This is a genomic window from Caballeronia sp. SL2Y3 (genome assembly GCF_022879575.1).
Classification (GTDB): domain Bacteria; phylum Pseudomonadota; class Gammaproteobacteria; order Burkholderiales; family Burkholderiaceae; genus Caballeronia.
Window position 1 is genome coordinate 126,400 of record NZ_CP084260.1, and the last position, 15,252, is coordinate 141,651.

Here is a 15,252-nt window from a genome sequence, read left to right on the forward strand (position 1 = left end):
TGAATTCGCGGTGTCACGCCGCACTGAGAACACACGGGAGCAATGATGGACAAGAACATGAAGATCCTCGTCGTCGACGATTTTCCGACGATGCGCCGTATCGTGCGCAATCTGCTGAAGGAGCTCGGCTATTCGAACGTCGATGAAGCAGAAGACGGCGCGGCGGGCCTCGCGCGTCTGCGCGGCGGCGGCTTCGACTTCGTGATTTCCGACTGGAACATGCCGAACCTCGACGGCCTGTCGATGTTGCAGCAGATCCGCGCCGACGCGACGCTGTCGCATCTGCCGGTGCTGATGGTGACGGCGGAATCCAAGAAGGAGAACATTATCGCGGCGGCGCAAGCTGGCGCGAACGGTTACGTGGTGAAGCCTTTCACTGCCGCCACGCTCGACGAGAAGCTCACCAAGATTCTCGAGAAGATGGCTAAAGCCGGGAGCTGATCGTGAACGATCTGACCACTGAACTTTCCGCTGTCGCAGCCGAGGCCGATAACGATTTTTCGAGCGACCGCATTCTGGCGCGCATCGGCCAATTGACGCGCACGCTGCGCGACTCCATGCGCGAGCTCGGCCTCGACAAGCAGGTCGAAGCCGCGGCGCAAGCCGTGCCCGACGCGCGCGACCGCCTGAAGTACGTCGCGACAATGACCGAGCAGGCCGCCGACCGCGCGCTCAACGCGATCGAACTGGCCAAGCCGATGCAGGAAGCGATGCAGCGCGAAGCGCAGGCGCTGGACGACCGTTGGGCGCAATGGTACGGCAAGCCGCTCGCGCAAGGCGAAGCCGGCGAACTGCTCGCGCAGACGCGCAGCTTCCTGCAAAGCGTGCCGGAGAAGACGCAGGCAACCAACGCGCAACTGCTGGAAATCATGCTCGCGCAGGATTTTCAGGATCTGACCGGCCAGGTGATCAAGAAGATCACGGACGTCGTGTATCTGATCGAACAGCAATTGCTGGGCGTGCTGCTGGAAAACATCGCGCCGGAGCGGCGCGAGCAGTTCGCGGCGTCGGCGGCGGCGTTGATGTCGTCATCGACGGGCAATCCTGAAAGTCTGCTCAACGGACCGCAGATCAACCCGGAAGGGCGCAGCGACGTCGTGCAGGATCAGTCGCAAGTGGACGATCTTCTCGCGAGCCTCGGCTTCTGAGCTTTCCGGCTTCCTGACGCCATGCGCAAAAAGACGCGGAGCGCCTCTTCGGATGCGTTCCGCATTGTTGCGTGCGCGCCGGAATTTGCGCGCGACGGCTGCTTTTAGCAAAGCATCTATCGACGCGGAACTTCTGCGCGGCTTACTGTTCGATTAACAGTCCCGAAGACGGCTCCGTCTCGCCTTGGTGCGGCGGTTTTTCGGGATTTGGCATACTGATGGCTATAGCATCCGTACGATGCTTGTATCCGCAGGGTCCGCGGCTCCGTAAAACGGCGCGCGGGCCAGCCAAGACAACTTCCCCAGGAATCGACAGGAGGCCCAGTGAAGGTCCAGAAGCAACCCCGTCATGGGCATCTCAGGCTATCGTTGGCCTTTCTCGCAGGCGCGTTGAGCGTCTGCGCAGCCGCACCGGCGCACGCCGCGCTCGGCGGCCAGCCGTTGAACGCGCCGCAAGGCGCCACCGCCGCGAATGCGGTCGTGCATGCCGCGACCGCAGCATCGGGCGCGTCCGGCGCAGCGGCGGCATCGAACTACACCGTCCGCTCGACGACGCTCGCGAGCGGCACCGTCATCAACGAATACGTGTCGTCCGACGGCACCGTGTTCGGCGTCGCGTGGCGCGGGCCGCGCGTGCCGGACCTCGCGACCTTGCTCGGCAGCTATTTCCCGCAGTACCAGCAAGCCATGCTCGCGCAGCGCGCCGCACGCGGCGGACGCGGGCAGGTGAGCGTGCAGGATTCGGGTCTCGTCGTGCATTCCGGCGGTCACATGGGCGCTTTCTCGGGCAGCGCGTACCTGCCGCAGTCTTTGCCCGCCGGCGTTTCCGCCAGCGACATTCAGTAAGCGACGGGAGAATCCGATAATGCACACAACGACTCTCGGCCTCGGCGCGGCATCTTCCCGGCGCGCCGGCAACGCGGCGCGCTGGCTCGGCGCGCTGTTTCTCGCGCTCACGCTTGCCGCATGCGGCGGCGGCAGCGACGACAACTCCAGTTCCAGCGGCGGCTCCTCAGGCGGCAGCTCAGGCGGCGGCAGTTCCGGCGGCGGCTCGTCCAGCACGGCCAACGCCCAGCCGATCACCCCGAACGGCACGAACGCGGTTCCCATCACGGTGAACGGCGGCGTCGCGAACTTCGTCAACATTCCGAATGTCTCGGTGACGGTCTGCGCGCCCGGCACGAACACCTGCCAGACCATCGACAACATCCAGATCGACACGGCGTCCTTCGGGCTGCGCATTCTGAGTTCGGCGGCTCAGTCGGTCATCGGCGCGCTGCCGGTGGCGAAGGCGCTGAACGGCGGACAACTCGCCGAGTGCGCCGGTTTCGCGGACGGCTACACGTGGGGCACCGTGCGTCAGGCGGACGTGCGCATCGGCTCGGAAGTGGCGAGCGCGCTGCCGGTGCAGATCGTCGGCGACCTGGACGCGTCGGCGGCGCCGACCGGCATGAACGGATGCCCGTCGGGCAACGACGAGAACACCGCCGGCGAGATCGGCGCGAACGGCATTCTCGGCATCGGCACGCTGGCGCAGGATTGCGGAAGCAATTGCGCGACGACCCCGCTGAACGGCATGTACTTCTCGTGCACCAATGGCACGAATTGCACGGGCACGGCAGTTCCGCTCGTGCAGCAAGTGGCGAATCCCGTGCAGCGGTTCCCGGTCGACAACAACGGCGTCATCGTTCAGTTGCCGCCGGTTCCGGTCACCGGCGCGGCGAGCGCGAGCGGCACGCTGGTGTTCGGCATCGGCACGCAGAGCAACAACACGCTCACCGGCGTGACGCATCTCGGCACCGACGCGTACGGCGACGTCAGCGGCACGTACAAGGGCACGAGTTACCAGACGTTCTTCGACACGGGATCGAACGGCAACTTCTTCCAGGACAACTTCCCGCTGTGTTCGAGCACGAGCGTGTTCTATTGCCCGACGTCGCAGCAGTCGCTCACCGCGACCGTCTCCGGCACCGACGGCAATAAGGCGACGGTGCCGTTCAGCCTCGTGAGCGCGCGCACGCTGACATCCGGCACCGGCAAGTTCGCGTTCAATAGCCTGGGCGGCCAGTTGGGCATGAGCGGCCTGTTCGACTTCGGCATGCCGTTCTTCTACGGGCGCCACGTGTACGTCGGCTACGGCAGCGCGCCGTTCGTGGCCTTCTGATGCACGACGCCTGACAAAAAAATCCGGCCTCGGCCGGATTTTTTTTCGTCTACTGCCCGGAGGGCGCGGGGCGAGGCTTGCGCGGCGCGCGCTCGAAGAGCGGATCGTAGAGCCAGCGCGGCATCACGTGCAGCAGCATGCCGACCACGCGCATCTGCCACGGAAACGTCGCGTAGCGTACTTTGCCGGCGATGGCATCGGCGGTTTTCGCGGCGAAGCGGTCCGCATCCATCAGGAACGGCATGCGATACGGATTGTGCGCGGTCATCTCCGAGCGCACATAGCCCGGCGCGATGGTCACGACCGAAACGCCCTGCGGCCGCATTTCCACGCGCAGCGCTTCCAGATACTTCGCCGCCGCCGATTTCGACGCGCTGTACGCGCCCGAGCCCGGCAGCCCGCGCACGCCCGCGACGCTCGCAATGCCGACGAGCGTGCCGCGCCGCGCGGCCGTCATCGACGCGATGAACGGCTCGAACGTCGCGACCATGCCGAAGTAATTCACGTCCATCACGGCGCGAAAGGTGTCGAGTTCGCCGTGGCCCGTGAGCGCGCCCTGACTGATGCCCGCGTTCGCGATCACGATGTCGGCCGCGCCGTGCTCCGCGATGAACCGGCGCGCGGCATCGGCGAGCGCGTCGGGATCGCGGACATCGGCGGGATAAATGGAAATGGACGCCTTGGGATGGCGCGCGGCGAATGCCGCAAGAGACTCGGCGCGTCGGGCGACGAGGCCGAGCACGGCCCCGCGCTTCACGTATTCCTCGGCCAGTGCCAGGCCGATTCCGCTCGACGCGCCGGTGATGAAGACCTTCAACGGAACTGCGTTCATACCGGCGTCAGGCAATTACATCTTCTTGTCGCGCACTTGCTGGACGAGGAAGTCCATCACTTGCGTCGTGCCGGGCAGACTGTTGGTCTGCGCCGGGCCGGTCACGTACTTGCCCTGCACCACGACCGTCGGCACGCCGTCGATCTTGTAGTCCTGAAGCAGCTTGGCGTCGCGCTGAACGTCGCTCTGCGTCGAGAACGAGTTGTACGCGTCCATGTACTTCTTCTTGTCGATGCCTTGCGTGGCGAGGAAGTCGGCCTGCGCCTGCGGCGTCAGCAGATAGTTCTTCTTCACGTGGATTTCGTTGAACACGGCGGGCGTGACCTTCTCCGCGACGCCGAGCGCAACCAGCGCGTGATACATCTTCGAATGCGGGATGAAGTCGTCGCGGAACGCCACCGGCACGCGCTTGAACACGACGTCCGGCCCTTGCTTCTTCTCCCACGCCTCGATGTACGGCTCGAATTCGTTGCAGTGCGGGCAGCCGTACCAGAAGAACTCGATGACCTCGACTTTGCCCGCCGGCGCGCCGATGGGCTGCGGCGCCTGCATGACCGTGTAATCCTTGCCAGCAGCGGGAGCGGCCGATGCCGTGCCGGCGACGCTGAACGACGCGGCGGCGATGCCGAGGGAAAGGGCGAAGGCGCTAAAGAGTTTTTTCATGATCGAAGATAGTACCAAGGTGCGACGTGAAGGCCGACGCGGCGGATGCGTCGCGGCTCTCAAGTGGGACATACGACGCTTAAGCCTGACTTAAGGCGCGCCGCGGACGCGGGCGCCGTCCTGCAAGCGTTATTGCTTCGAAAAGCGGATGACGGCCGTATCGACGCCTGCGTCGGACAGACGCTGACGCGCCGTGTTCATGTCCTCGAACTTGGCGAACGGACCGATACGCACACGATAGTACGTCACACCGCCTGCATCGCGCTGCGTGACCTTTGATTCGAAGCCCTGAAAGCCCAGACGCGCCCGCTGCTGCTCGGCATCCGCCTGCGTCTTGTACGCGCCGACTTGCAGGAAATAACCGGTGTTCACGTCGCCGGGTGCGGGCGGCGTGGTCTTGGCTGTGGCGGGCGGCGCGGAGCCGGTCTTCGGCGGCGTCGCGGCGGTGGTCGAACTGGTCGAACCGGTCGATCCCGGCGCGGCCTCAGGCTTCTTGGCGATGGTCGGGCTCGCGGTGCGCGGCGCGGACGCCGTGCCGCCGCTCGGCGGCACCTCGACGATCTGCGGCTCGTCCAGCACGCCCGACGACTGCGTCTGATTCGTGCTCTGGCCGGGCGCCGTGTTCGGCGGCGTGGGCTGCGCGGCTTGCGGCACCGCTTGTCCCGGCGACTTCCCCTGCAGCGGGCGATTCGGGTCGTACGGCTGCGCGGCGGGCGCGGAAGACGACTCCGCTGGCGGCGCGACCTTGGCGACGAATGGCGTGGGCGCGCGCGTGATGTACAACGCGACGATCACGGCGATCGCGAGTCCGACGATCAGACCGAGCACGATGCCGAGAAAGGTTCCCCCCGTTTGCTTCGACTGCGATTGCTTCGACGTGCGGCTTGGTTTTGCCATCGTATGAATCACCTGCAAAAAGTCTTCGAGTTGGCCGACGATTATAGCCGCCGCGTAACGCGCGCCCGCGCCAGGCTGCCGTCCGCGCACGCCGAAAGATTCACAAAGTTACAGGCGCGCGCACGACGAAAAGCTCACGACGCAGGGCCGCCGATCACATCTTCTGCGGAGCCGACACGCCGATGGTCGTGAGACCGTTTTCGAGCACCTGACGCGTGGCGGCCAAGAGCGCGATACGCGCCGTACGCTCTTTCTCGTCGTCCACCAGCACGCGCTCCGCATTGTAGAACGAGTGAAATTCACCAGCGAGGTCGCGCAGATAGAACGCGACCGCGTGCGGCGCGAGTTCGTCGGCGGCGTGCGCGAGCATGTCGGGGAACTCGGCGAGCTTGTTGAGCAACGCCATCGCGCGCGGGCTCGACAGCGGTTCGAGATCCGCCTTCGCCGCTTGCGCGAGGTCGCCGCCGTAGCGTTCCTTCCAGTCGTTGAGAATGGTGCAGATGCGCGCGTGCGCGTACTGCACGTAATAGACCGGGTTCTCGTCGTTCTGCTTGAGCGCGAGATCGATGTCGAACACGAATTCGGTGTCGGCCTTGCGCGAGATCAGGAAGAAGCGCACGGCGTCGCGGCCGCGGCGAATCATCGCTTCGTCGAGCTGATCGGGCGCGGCTTCGCTGCCCGGCGTCATGCCGCCCGACCATTCGATCAGATCGCGCACCGTCACATAGCTGCCGGCGCGCTTGGAGATTTTCACTTCCTGGCCGTCGCGCATGACCGTGACCATCTTGTGCAGCACGTAGTCGGGATAGCCCTTCGGAATGCCGATGCCGAGCCCTTGCAGCCCGGCCCGCACGCGCGCGATGGTGCCGTGATGGTCCGAGCCCTGCACGTTGATGACCTTGGCGTATCCGCGCTGCCATTTGGTGACGTGATACGCCACATCCGGCACGAAGTACGTGTACGTGCCGTCGGACTTCTTCATCACGCGGTCTTTGTCGTCGCCGTCGTCGGTGGTGCGCAGCCACAGCGCGCCGTCCTGCTCGTAGGTCTTGCCGGCGTCGATGAGCGCCTTCACCGTTTCTTCGACGCGCCCTTCCTTGTACAGCGACGACTCCAGATAGAACTGGTCGAACTTCACGCCGAACGCGGTCAGGTCCATGTCCTGTTCGTGGCGCAGATACGCGACCGCGAAGTGACGGATGGCTTCGAGGTCGTCCACGTCGCCCTTGCCTTTGACCGGCTCGCCGTCTTTGGCCGCGACGGTCGCGCCCGCCATGTAGTCGCGCGCGATGTCGGCGATGTACTCGCCGTTGTACGCGGCTTCCGGCCACTCGGCGTCGCCCGGCTTGAAGCCGCGGGCGCGCGCCTGCGTCGAGATGGCGAGGTTGCCGATCTGCACGCCCGCGTCGTTGTAGTAGAACTCGCGATGCACCGCGTAGCCTTGCGTCGCGAGCAGGTTCGAGAGCGCGTCGCCGAGCGCCGCCTGGCGACCGTGGCCGACGTGCAGCGGACCGGTCGGATTCGCCGACACGAATTCGACGAGCACGCGCTTGCCCGCATCGCGCGACGAACGGCCGTACGCCGCGCCTTCGCTGAGCACCGCCGGGATCACGTCTTGCTTTGCCTTCGCCGCGAGACGCAAGTTGATAAAGCCGGGACCGGCGACTTCCGCGCTCTCCACGAGCCCCTTTGCGGCCGGATGGCCGAGCACCGCATCGACGATCTGCTGCGCGAGCTGACGCGGGTTCGCGCGCAGCGGCTTCGCAAGTTGCATCGCGACGTTCGATGCCACGTCGCCATGCGCCGCGACCTTCGGCCGTTCGAGCACGATCGCGGGCGCGACGAAAGCGGCTTGCGTTGCGCCTTGGGTGGCTTGCGCGACCTCTTTGACCGCGTCGGAGAGGAGCGTTTCCAGGGTTTCTTTGTGTGCGGGCAGCATGCTGAATGTGATCCAGTGGAGCGAATGCGCAGTGTCACGCGACAGGGGCGGGCGACGCGAAGCGCCGATTGACGCGGCCGATGAGCCGTTCGCCACGGCCTGCCTTCGTGCGGGCCACGGCTGAAACCGGGATTTTAGCAGGTGCTAAACTGTCTATTCAGGGTGGTTGTTCTGCAAAGATCGGCTCGCTGCGCGGCTCGCATCGCCCCGGCTGTCATCCAACAAAAGGAAAAGGACTCTCCCATGCTGATCACATTCAAGACCATGGCTGCACCGGATGTCATGATGCTCGACAACCTCGCCGAGTATCTGCTCGAGATTATCGGCAAGCAGCTGACCGAGCGCGGCGTCATCACGCATGACGAACTGCCTGCCGCCATTCAGAAACTCGAAGCGGCTATCGTCAACGACAAGAAAGAGCGCGCCGAGCACGACGGACATTTCCACGAAGGCGAACAAGGCCACGATCCGCACGAGATTCCCATCGGGCTCTCGCAACGGGCGTATCCGTTCCTCGACATGCTGCGTCTCGCGCAGAAAGAGAACAAGGACATTCTCTGGGGCGTGTGAGTGGGCGCATGAGCGGGCGCATGAGCGCCGCGCGGCTCAAACGAAAAACCCCGCATCGGCGACGATGCGGGGTTGTCTTCCTGCTGGCTTACTCGGGCGGCGCCGCTTACTGCGACTGACCGTTGCCCGGAGTCTTCGGCTTCTTGGGCGTCTTCGGCTTCTTCTTGTGTTCGGCCTGCGGCGGCGAGTACGACGATGCCTGCGTGGTGCTGGCCTGCGCGAACGCAGCCGAACTCGACGCTGCGAGCACTGCCGCGGCGATCGCGATGCTTACGGCGGACGTCATCTTCTTCATGCGACTTTCTCCGTGGCTAAAAAGTGCGTGGCCGCCGTCGTGGCGGTTCATCGCAGCGACAAGTCTACGGAATAAAAAAAGTTCCCGCCCATCACGCGGCGCTTTTCTTGCGTATCACGCGCAGCATATGTCTTTGCACAACGTTCGCCACGCTCGCCACGCTCGCCACGCGCGATCAGCGCAGCGGCGCGAGCGCGCGTTCCGCATCCGCCGATGAGATCGCCATGCGTTCAGCGAAGCTCTGCACCTGATCGTCGCCGATCTTGCCGACCGAGAAGTACGTGCTTTCCGGATGCGCGAGATAGAAACCCGACACGCTCGCGGCCGGCGTCATGGCGAGCGATTCGGTCAGACTCATGCCGATTTCCTCTGCCTGAAGCACTTCGAACATATCGCGCTTCACGAGATGATCGGGGCAGGCCGGATAGCCGGGCGCGGGACGAATGCCGCTGTACTTCTCCGCGATGAGCGCTTCGTTGTCGAGCGTTTCGTTGGCGGCGTAGCCCCACAGTTCGCGGCGCACGCGCGCATGCAGCGCCTCGGCGAAGGCTTCCGCGAAACGGTCGGCGAGCGCCTTCAGCATGATCGCGCTGTAGTCGTCGTGATCGGCGGCGAACTGCTGCTCTTTCTTGTCGACGCCCAAGCCTGCCGTCACCGCGAAGAGACCGATGTAATCGGCCACGCCCGAGTCCTTCGGCGCGATGAAATCCGCCAGAGACCGATTCGGCCGCATGACGCCGTCGACCACCGGCCGCACGCTTTGCTGACGCAGATTGCGCCACGTCATCGCCACTTTCGAGCGCGACTCGTCCGCGTAAATCTCGATGTCGTCGTCATTCACCGTGTTCGCGGGCAAGAGCGTGATAACGCCGTTCGCCGTGAGCCAGCGGCCCTGAATGATGCGCGAGAGCATGGACTTGCCGTCCGAGAACACGCGCCGCGCCGATTCACCGACGATCTCGTCGTTCAGAATGGCCGGGTACGGTCCCGCGAGATCCCACGTCTGGAAGAACGGGCCCCAGTCGATGTAATTGGCCAGATCCGCGAGGTCGTAGTTGCGGAACACGCGCCGCCCGATGAAGCTCGGCTTCTTCGGCTGATAAGCGCTCCAGTCGATCTTCGTCTTGTTGGCGCGCGCCTCGGCGTACGTGACCATCGGCTGCGCCTTCTTGTTCGCGTGCTGCGTGCGAATGCGTTCGTAGTCGGTCTTCAGTTCGTCGAGGAACTTGGCCGCGCCTTCGTCCGACAGGAGGCTCGATGCCACCGACACCGAACGCGACGCGTCCGCCACGTACACGACCGGGCCATCGTAATTCGGCGCAATCTTCACGGCGGTATGCACGCGCGAAGTCGTCGCGCCGCCGATCAGAAGCGGCGTCTGCTTGCCGCGGAAGTATTCGTCGCGCTGCATTTCGGAGGCGACGTAAGCCATTTCTTCGAGACTCGGCGTGATGAGCCCCGACAGGCCGATGATATCCGCGCCTTCTTCCTTCGCCTTCTGCAGGATGGTCGCGCAGGGCACCATCACGCCCATGTTGACCACTTCGAAGTTGTTGCACTGGAGCACCACCGACACGATGTTCTTGCCGATGTCATGCACATCGCCCTTCACGGTCGCGATGACGATCTTGCCTTTGGACCGCACGTCCGCGCCGGCATCGGCGAGACGCTTCTTCTCTTCTTCGATGAACGGGATCAGATGCGCGACGGCCTGCTTCATCACGCGCGCCGATTTCACCACTTGCGGCAGGAACATCTTGCCCGCGCCGAAGAGGTCGCCGACGATGTTCATGCCGTCCATCAGCGGCCCTTCGATCACGTTGATCGGCCGGCCGCCCGCCTGCTCGATCCTTGCGCGCACTTCTTCCGTGTCTTCGACGATGAAGGTCGTGATGCCGTGCACGAGCGCATGCGAAAGCCGCGCCTCGACCGGCTGATTGCGCCATTCGAGGTTCTCTTCCTTCTTCGCCGCACCGGTCTTGAACTTGTCGGCGATTTCAAGCAGACGGTCGGTCGCGTCTTCGCGGCGATTGAGCACCACGTCTTCCACGCGCTCGCGCAGTTCGGGATCGAGATCGGCATAGACGCCGAGCTGCCCGGCGTTCACGATGCCCATGTCCATGCCCGCCTGAATCGCGTGGTAGAGGAACACCGTGTGAATGGCTTCGCGCACCGGATCGTTGCCGCGAAACGAGAACGACACGTTCGACACGCCGCCGCTCACCTTCGCGTGCGGCAGGTTTTGTTTGATCCAGCGCGTCGCGTTGATGAAATCGACCGCGTAATTGTTGTGCTCTTCGATGCCCGTCGCGATCGCGAAGATGTTCGGATCGAAGACGATATCTTCCGGCGCGAAGCCCACTTCGTTCACGAGAATCTCGTAGGAACGCTTGCAGATTTGCGTTTTGCGCTCGAAGGTGTCGGCCTGGCCTTGCTCGTCGAACGCCATCACGACGGCCGCCGCGCCGTAGCGGCGAATCAGCTTCGCGTGATGACGGAACGCGTCTTCGCCTTCCTTCAGCGAGATGGAATTGACAATCGCCTTGCCCTGCACGCACTTGAGCCCGGCTTCGATCACTTCGAACTTGGACGAGTCGATCATGATCGGCACGCGCGCAATGTCCGGCTCGGACGCGATCAGATTCAGGAAGCGCACCATGGCCGCTTTCGAATCGAGCATTGCTTCGTCCATGTTCACGTCGATCACCTGCGCGCCGTTTTCGACCTGTTGCCGCGCGACGGCGAGCGCCTCATCGAACTGGCCGTTCAGGATCATGCGCGCGAATGCCTTCGAGCCCGTCACGTTCGTGCGTTCGCCGACGTTGATGAAGAGCGAGCCTTCGGTGACGTTGAACGGCTCGAGGCCGGAAAGACGCATCGTGTGATCGGTCATGGTCGTTCGCTTCTCTTCTGTTTCTCTTGTGTTTCTCTTGGTCGATTCGGGCAGTACTAAGTACTCAAGCGGCGTCGCGGTATTGCGAAGGGAAGGCGCGCGGCTTGACTTGCGCGAGCGCCTTCGCAATCTCCGCGATGTGCTCGGGCGTGGTTCCGCAGCATCCGCCCGCGAGATTGACGAGTCCCGCCTGCGCGAATTCCTTGAGCAGCCCCGATGTCACGTCGGGCGTTTCGTCGAAGCCGGTATCGCTCATCGGATTCGGCAGGCCGGCGTTCGGATAGCACGACACGTAGGTATCGCAGAGCTTCGCCAACTCGGCGATATACGGGCGCATGAGCGCCGCGCCGAGCGCGCAGTTGAGCCCGAACGTCAGCGGCTTCGCGTGACGCAGCGAGTTCCAGAACGCCTCGACGGTCTGACCCGACAGGATGCGCCCCGATGCGTCCGTGACCGTGCCGGAGATCATGATCGGCAGGCGTTCGCCCGTGTTCTCGAAAAGCTCGTCGAGCGCAAAGAGCGCAGCCTTTGCGTTCAGCGTGTCGAAGATGGTTTCGACGAGAAAGAGATCGCAGCCCGCATCGAGCAGCGCCTTGGCTTGCTCGTAGTACGCGTCGCGCAGTTCGTCGAAGCTCACGTTGCGCGCGCCGGGATCGTTCACGTCCGGCGAGATGCTCGCGGTCTTGGGCGTCGGCCCGATCGCGCCCGCGACGAAGCGCGGCTTGTCCGGCGTCGAAAATGCATCGCAGGCTTCGCGGGCAAGCTTCGCCGACGCCAAGTTCATTTCGGCGGCGAGGTCTTCCATGCCGTAATCGGCCTGCGCGACCCGCGTGGCGCCGAACGTATTCGTCTCGATGATGTCCGCGCCCGCCGCGAGGTATTGGTCGTGAATCTCGCGGATGATCTGCGGCTGCGTGATGGAGAGCAACTCGTTGTTGCCCTTGATATCGCGGCCATAATCCTTGAAGCGATCACCGCGATAAGCGGCTTCGTCCAGCTTGTAACGCTGGATCATGGTGCCCATCGCGCCATCGAGAATCAGGATGCGCTGCTGCAACAGCGTGGGAAGCGCGGCGCCGCGCGTGTAATCGCGCGCGGGGACCGGAAGACTCGGATTGGCGTTCTGGTTCATGACGGACAGGCCCTGCACCGGAGAGGAAATAGTCCGTCATTGTAGCCGCAGCGCGATGCGGTCGCTCCCGGCGCGGTTTGCTTCGTGGCGAAGCGCACGCGCGAAAAAAAGAACCCCGCCGAGGCTTCGGCGGGGTGTCTTCTGGCGTGTCGCTCGTTTGCCGTATTGCGTGGCTCGCCTCATTCGCCAATTTGCCGGCGAGCATGGCGGCGCGGGCGCAAGACTCGGAGCGCCCGCGCGAAACGTGGCGTTAGTGCAGGACCACGGGCTGGGTCATCAAGATATCGAACTGGCCGAGGAATTCATCGACATCCTCGAGCGATGGCTCTTCTTCGATCAGCTTTTGCACATGCTCGCGGAATTTTGCCGCAAGCTCGCCGTCGATGAAGATCTCCCGTTGCGTGTTCTTGTCGACGATTTCATACCCGCCCGACATCATCGCGAGATGGTTGGCCTGGGGTGGAAATTCAACGACGCAATAGTTAGGGCTGTTGTAGATCATTTGCATGGCGACACTCCTTATTCCTGTTGCTCCCGCAACCTGCATCGTAGTTGGAGCGACTGGGTGGGAATTCAAGGGGTGGCCTCGACGTGATGCCGTGTTATCGAGGCTTTTTTCTGTGAAACGTGGTCAGGCGGCCTCACGCAGAAACGCATCGAGCAATGCGCAAAAGCGTTGCGACGCCTCGATCGGAGACATGTGTGCCGCATCCAGAAGTTCGAATTGCGCGCCCGGCACCGTGTCGGCGATTACCTTGGATTCAGCATGCGGCGTGCCATTGTCGTGTTCACCGGCCACGACGAGCGTGCGCTTTTGGATGGACGCAAGCTGGCTCTTCGCATCGAAACGGCTCAGAGCTTCCGCAGCCTTCGCGAAGCCTTCGTCGGGCGTGCGCGCAATCGTTTCGCCGATCTGCTCGATCACTTCGGGATGCGCTTTACGAAAGCCCTCCGTGAACCAGCGTGCCAGCGTCGATTCCACCATACTCCCTATGCCGTTCTGACGCACGGAAGCCGCGCGTTGCAAAAACGTCGATCGCGCTTCCTCGCGAATGAACGCGGGCGCGCCCACGACCGTCAGCGAATCCACTTTGTCCGCATGGTTGATGGCGAACTTCTGCGCAACCATGCCGCCCAGCGACAAGCCGACGACATGCGTGCTCGGCGCGCCGAGCTTGTCGAGCAACTCGGACAGGTCATCGGCGAGATCGTCCACGCTGAATGCCTCCGGCGACACCGCCGTGTAGCCGTGGCCGCGCAAGTCATAACGCAGCACGGTGAAATCGTTGCGGAAGTAGCCGGCCATCTGATCCCACGCGGACAAGTCGCCGGCGAGTGGATGGATGAAGGTCAGCCAGGGACCGCCGCCTTCGTTGTCGAGAACGTATCGGGTTTCGATGCCTTTGATGTTCACCTGCATATCCGCTCCGTGGAGGTCGCTTTGAGATTCCGTGCGTCCCGTGAGACCGTGGGACGCGCCGCCGCTACGGCCTGACGGATGCATCGTCGGCGGCGGGTGCGGTTTCCTCTGACGCATCCGGCGTGCCCGGCGCGTTGTTCTCGGCAGCGGAAGCCGCTTGCAGCTTGCCGGCCCACAGCATTTCGACCTGCATGCCGGAAGGCTCGGTCTGAAGGATGCGCGCGGGCAGCCAGCCGAGCGACGGCGCCAGCCAGATGTCGAGCTTGCGCCGGTCGCCTTCGCGGCGCGGCAGGCGCGTGAAATGCCGCGCGGCGACGAAACCGTCGCGCGTCTGCACCGTTTCATCGCCGACGGTTTCCATCGGCCAGATTTCGCTGCTGTCGTTATCCGCGACGCTGAACTGTCGCGTGACGCCGGGTTTGTAGACATCGGGCGCGCCGCGCACGAGGCTCGTCAGTTGCATGACGACGCTGAAGCGATCCTGCGCGCCGTCCGCGAGCGGCTGGCTATTCGGCGTGCGCGTGTAGACGATCTGCTTCGTCTCGCGATTGAAAACGGCGACATCGGCGGCGCGGCGGCCGCGTTTCTCCGAATACTGTTCCGGCGCGATGCCGAAGGCATCGATATGGCCCTTGCTCGAATACACGTACGGACCGACGAACGGCAACGGAATGGAGACGACCATCTCGTAGTGCTGGCCGTCGTTCGTCCAGTGGATCGTGCCGGTCTGGTTCATCACGCCGTTGACGAGCGTGTCGTAGCGAAGGTCGCCGGTCGGCGGGACGCTGAATTTGTCGCCGGAAGCGGGTGCAGCGGGTGCAGCGGGGGCGGCGGCTGCTGCTGCGGTTGGCGCGGATGCGCTCGCGGCTCCCGCGCCAGAAGCCGCCACGCCCGATGCCGCCGCCGGCTCACCGGGCTGCGGCGTGGCCGCGCTCAACACGGGCTCGGGCGCAGCGAGCTGCTGAACAGGCGCAGGCGCAGGCGCGGCTTTGGGCGGCGCAGGCCGCGCCACATGCGCCGGCTCGGCCGGTTTGACGGGCGCAGGCGGCGCCACGGGCTTCGGGGTCAGCAATTCCACCTGAACCGGCGGCTTCTGCTCGGGCGGCTGATTCGCCGGCTGCTTCGCGTGTTCGATCCAGCGCATCGCGCTCCAATGCAGCCCGGCGACGATCAGCGCCGCCCCAACCCAGCGCCCCCAGCGCCCCCAGCGGCGAGGCCCATTCGGCGCGGACGCGGCAACGGAAGGCTCGCCCGGCGCAGCAGGCGGACGGTGAAACGAAAACAGGGGCATCGAACGAA

General features: G+C 64.3%; 15 protein-coding genes. 5 read left to right on the top strand and 10 right to left on the bottom strand.

Annotated features, from left to right (window positions below; translation table 11 throughout):
• Positions 1-45 precede the first annotated feature (45 nt).
• The 4 genes from cheY to LDZ26_RS00615 all read left to right on the top strand — a co-directional run bounded on the left by cheY (position 46) and on the right by LDZ26_RS00615 (position 3,312).
• The gene (gene cheY / locus LDZ26_RS00600) at positions 46-441 is read left to right on the top strand and encodes a chemotaxis response regulator CheY (protein WP_159837744.1); all 396 of its coding nucleotides are present in this window, start codon (positions 46-48) and stop codon (positions 439-441) included.
• A 2-nt stretch (positions 442-443) separates the two neighbouring features.
• A complete protein-coding gene (gene cheZ / locus LDZ26_RS00605; RefSeq protein ID WP_244847709.1) occupies positions 444-1,148 on the top strand; it encodes a protein phosphatase CheZ in 705 nt (234 codons plus the stop codon).
• 324 nt (positions 1,149-1,472) lie between these two features.
• On the top strand, positions 1,473-1,994 hold the full coding sequence (locus LDZ26_RS00610) for a DUF2844 domain-containing protein (RefSeq protein ID WP_244847711.1): 522 nt from the start codon (positions 1,473-1,475) through the stop codon (positions 1,992-1,994).
• A 19-nt stretch (positions 1,995-2,013) separates the two neighbouring features.
• Positions 2,014-3,312 (top strand): DUF3443 domain-containing protein, encoded by a 1,299-nt coding sequence (locus tag LDZ26_RS00615; protein ID WP_244847712.1) that lies wholly within the window; start codon positions 2,014-2,016, stop codon positions 3,310-3,312.
• A 49-nt stretch (positions 3,313-3,361) separates the two neighbouring features.
• Here LDZ26_RS00615 and LDZ26_RS00620 read toward each other — a convergent pair whose 3' ends face one another.
• The 4 genes from LDZ26_RS00620 to argS all read right to left on the bottom strand — a co-directional run bounded on the left by LDZ26_RS00620 (position 3,362) and on the right by argS (position 7,643).
• Positions 3,362-4,144 carry an SDR family oxidoreductase gene (locus LDZ26_RS00620; protein WP_244847713.1) on the bottom strand — a complete coding sequence of 261 codons (783 nt, stop codon included), beginning with the start codon at positions 4,142-4,144 and terminating at the stop codon, positions 3,362-3,364.
• Between the two features lie 15 nt (positions 4,145-4,159).
• Positions 4,160-4,807 (bottom strand): thiol:disulfide interchange protein DsbA/DsbL, encoded by a 648-nt coding sequence (locus LDZ26_RS00625; protein WP_244847714.1) that lies wholly within the window; start codon positions 4,805-4,807, stop codon positions 4,160-4,162.
• Positions 4,808-4,936: 129 nt separating this feature from the next.
• Positions 4,937-5,704, bottom strand: a complete 768-nt coding sequence (locus LDZ26_RS00630) for an SPOR domain-containing protein (RefSeq protein WP_244847715.1) — start codon at positions 5,702-5,704, stop codon at positions 4,937-4,939.
• A gap of 154 nt (positions 5,705-5,858) precedes the next feature.
• On the bottom strand, positions 5,859-7,643 hold the full coding sequence (gene argS / locus LDZ26_RS00635; protein WP_244847716.1) for an arginine--tRNA ligase: 1,785 nt from the start codon (positions 7,641-7,643) through the stop codon (positions 5,859-5,861).
• A gap of 243 nt (positions 7,644-7,886) precedes the next feature.
• Here argS and LDZ26_RS00640 point away from each other — a divergent pair, with 243 nt between their 5' ends.
• Positions 7,887-8,213 (top strand): DUF1840 domain-containing protein, encoded by a 327-nt coding sequence (locus tag LDZ26_RS00640; RefSeq protein WP_244847717.1) that lies wholly within the window; start codon positions 7,887-7,889, stop codon positions 8,211-8,213.
• A gap of 106 nt (positions 8,214-8,319) precedes the next feature.
• On the opposite strand, the gene LDZ26_RS00645 is transcribed toward LDZ26_RS00640, so the two are convergent.
• The 6 genes from LDZ26_RS00645 to LDZ26_RS00670 form a co-directional block, all read right to left on the bottom strand.
• Positions 8,320-8,508, bottom strand: a complete 189-nt coding sequence (locus LDZ26_RS00645; protein WP_175939072.1) for a hypothetical protein — start codon at positions 8,506-8,508, stop codon at positions 8,320-8,322.
• Between the two features lie 175 nt (positions 8,509-8,683).
• Positions 8,684-11,455 (bottom strand): methionine synthase, encoded by a 2,772-nt coding sequence (metH, locus tag LDZ26_RS00650; RefSeq protein WP_255774929.1) that lies wholly within the window; start codon positions 11,453-11,455, stop codon positions 8,684-8,686.
• Positions 11,456-11,465: 10 nt separating this feature from the next.
• A complete protein-coding gene (locus tag LDZ26_RS00655) occupies positions 11,466-12,533 on the bottom strand; it encodes a homocysteine S-methyltransferase family protein (protein WP_244847719.1) in 1,068 nt (355 codons plus the stop codon).
• A 250-nt stretch (positions 12,534-12,783) separates the two neighbouring features.
• On the bottom strand, positions 12,784-13,041 hold the full coding sequence (locus LDZ26_RS00660) for a DUF3567 domain-containing protein (protein ID WP_159837774.1): 258 nt from the start codon (positions 13,039-13,041) through the stop codon (positions 12,784-12,786).
• 123 nt (positions 13,042-13,164) lie between these two features.
• Complete coding sequence (locus LDZ26_RS00665) at positions 13,165-13,953, bottom strand: alpha/beta fold hydrolase (protein ID WP_244847720.1); 789 nt, start codon at positions 13,951-13,953, stop codon at positions 13,165-13,167.
• 64 nt (positions 13,954-14,017) lie between these two features.
• On the bottom strand, positions 14,018-15,244 hold the full coding sequence (locus tag LDZ26_RS00670) for a DUF3108 domain-containing protein (protein WP_244847721.1): 1,227 nt from the start codon (positions 15,242-15,244) through the stop codon (positions 14,018-14,020).
• Positions 15,245-15,252: the final 8 nt, after the last annotated feature.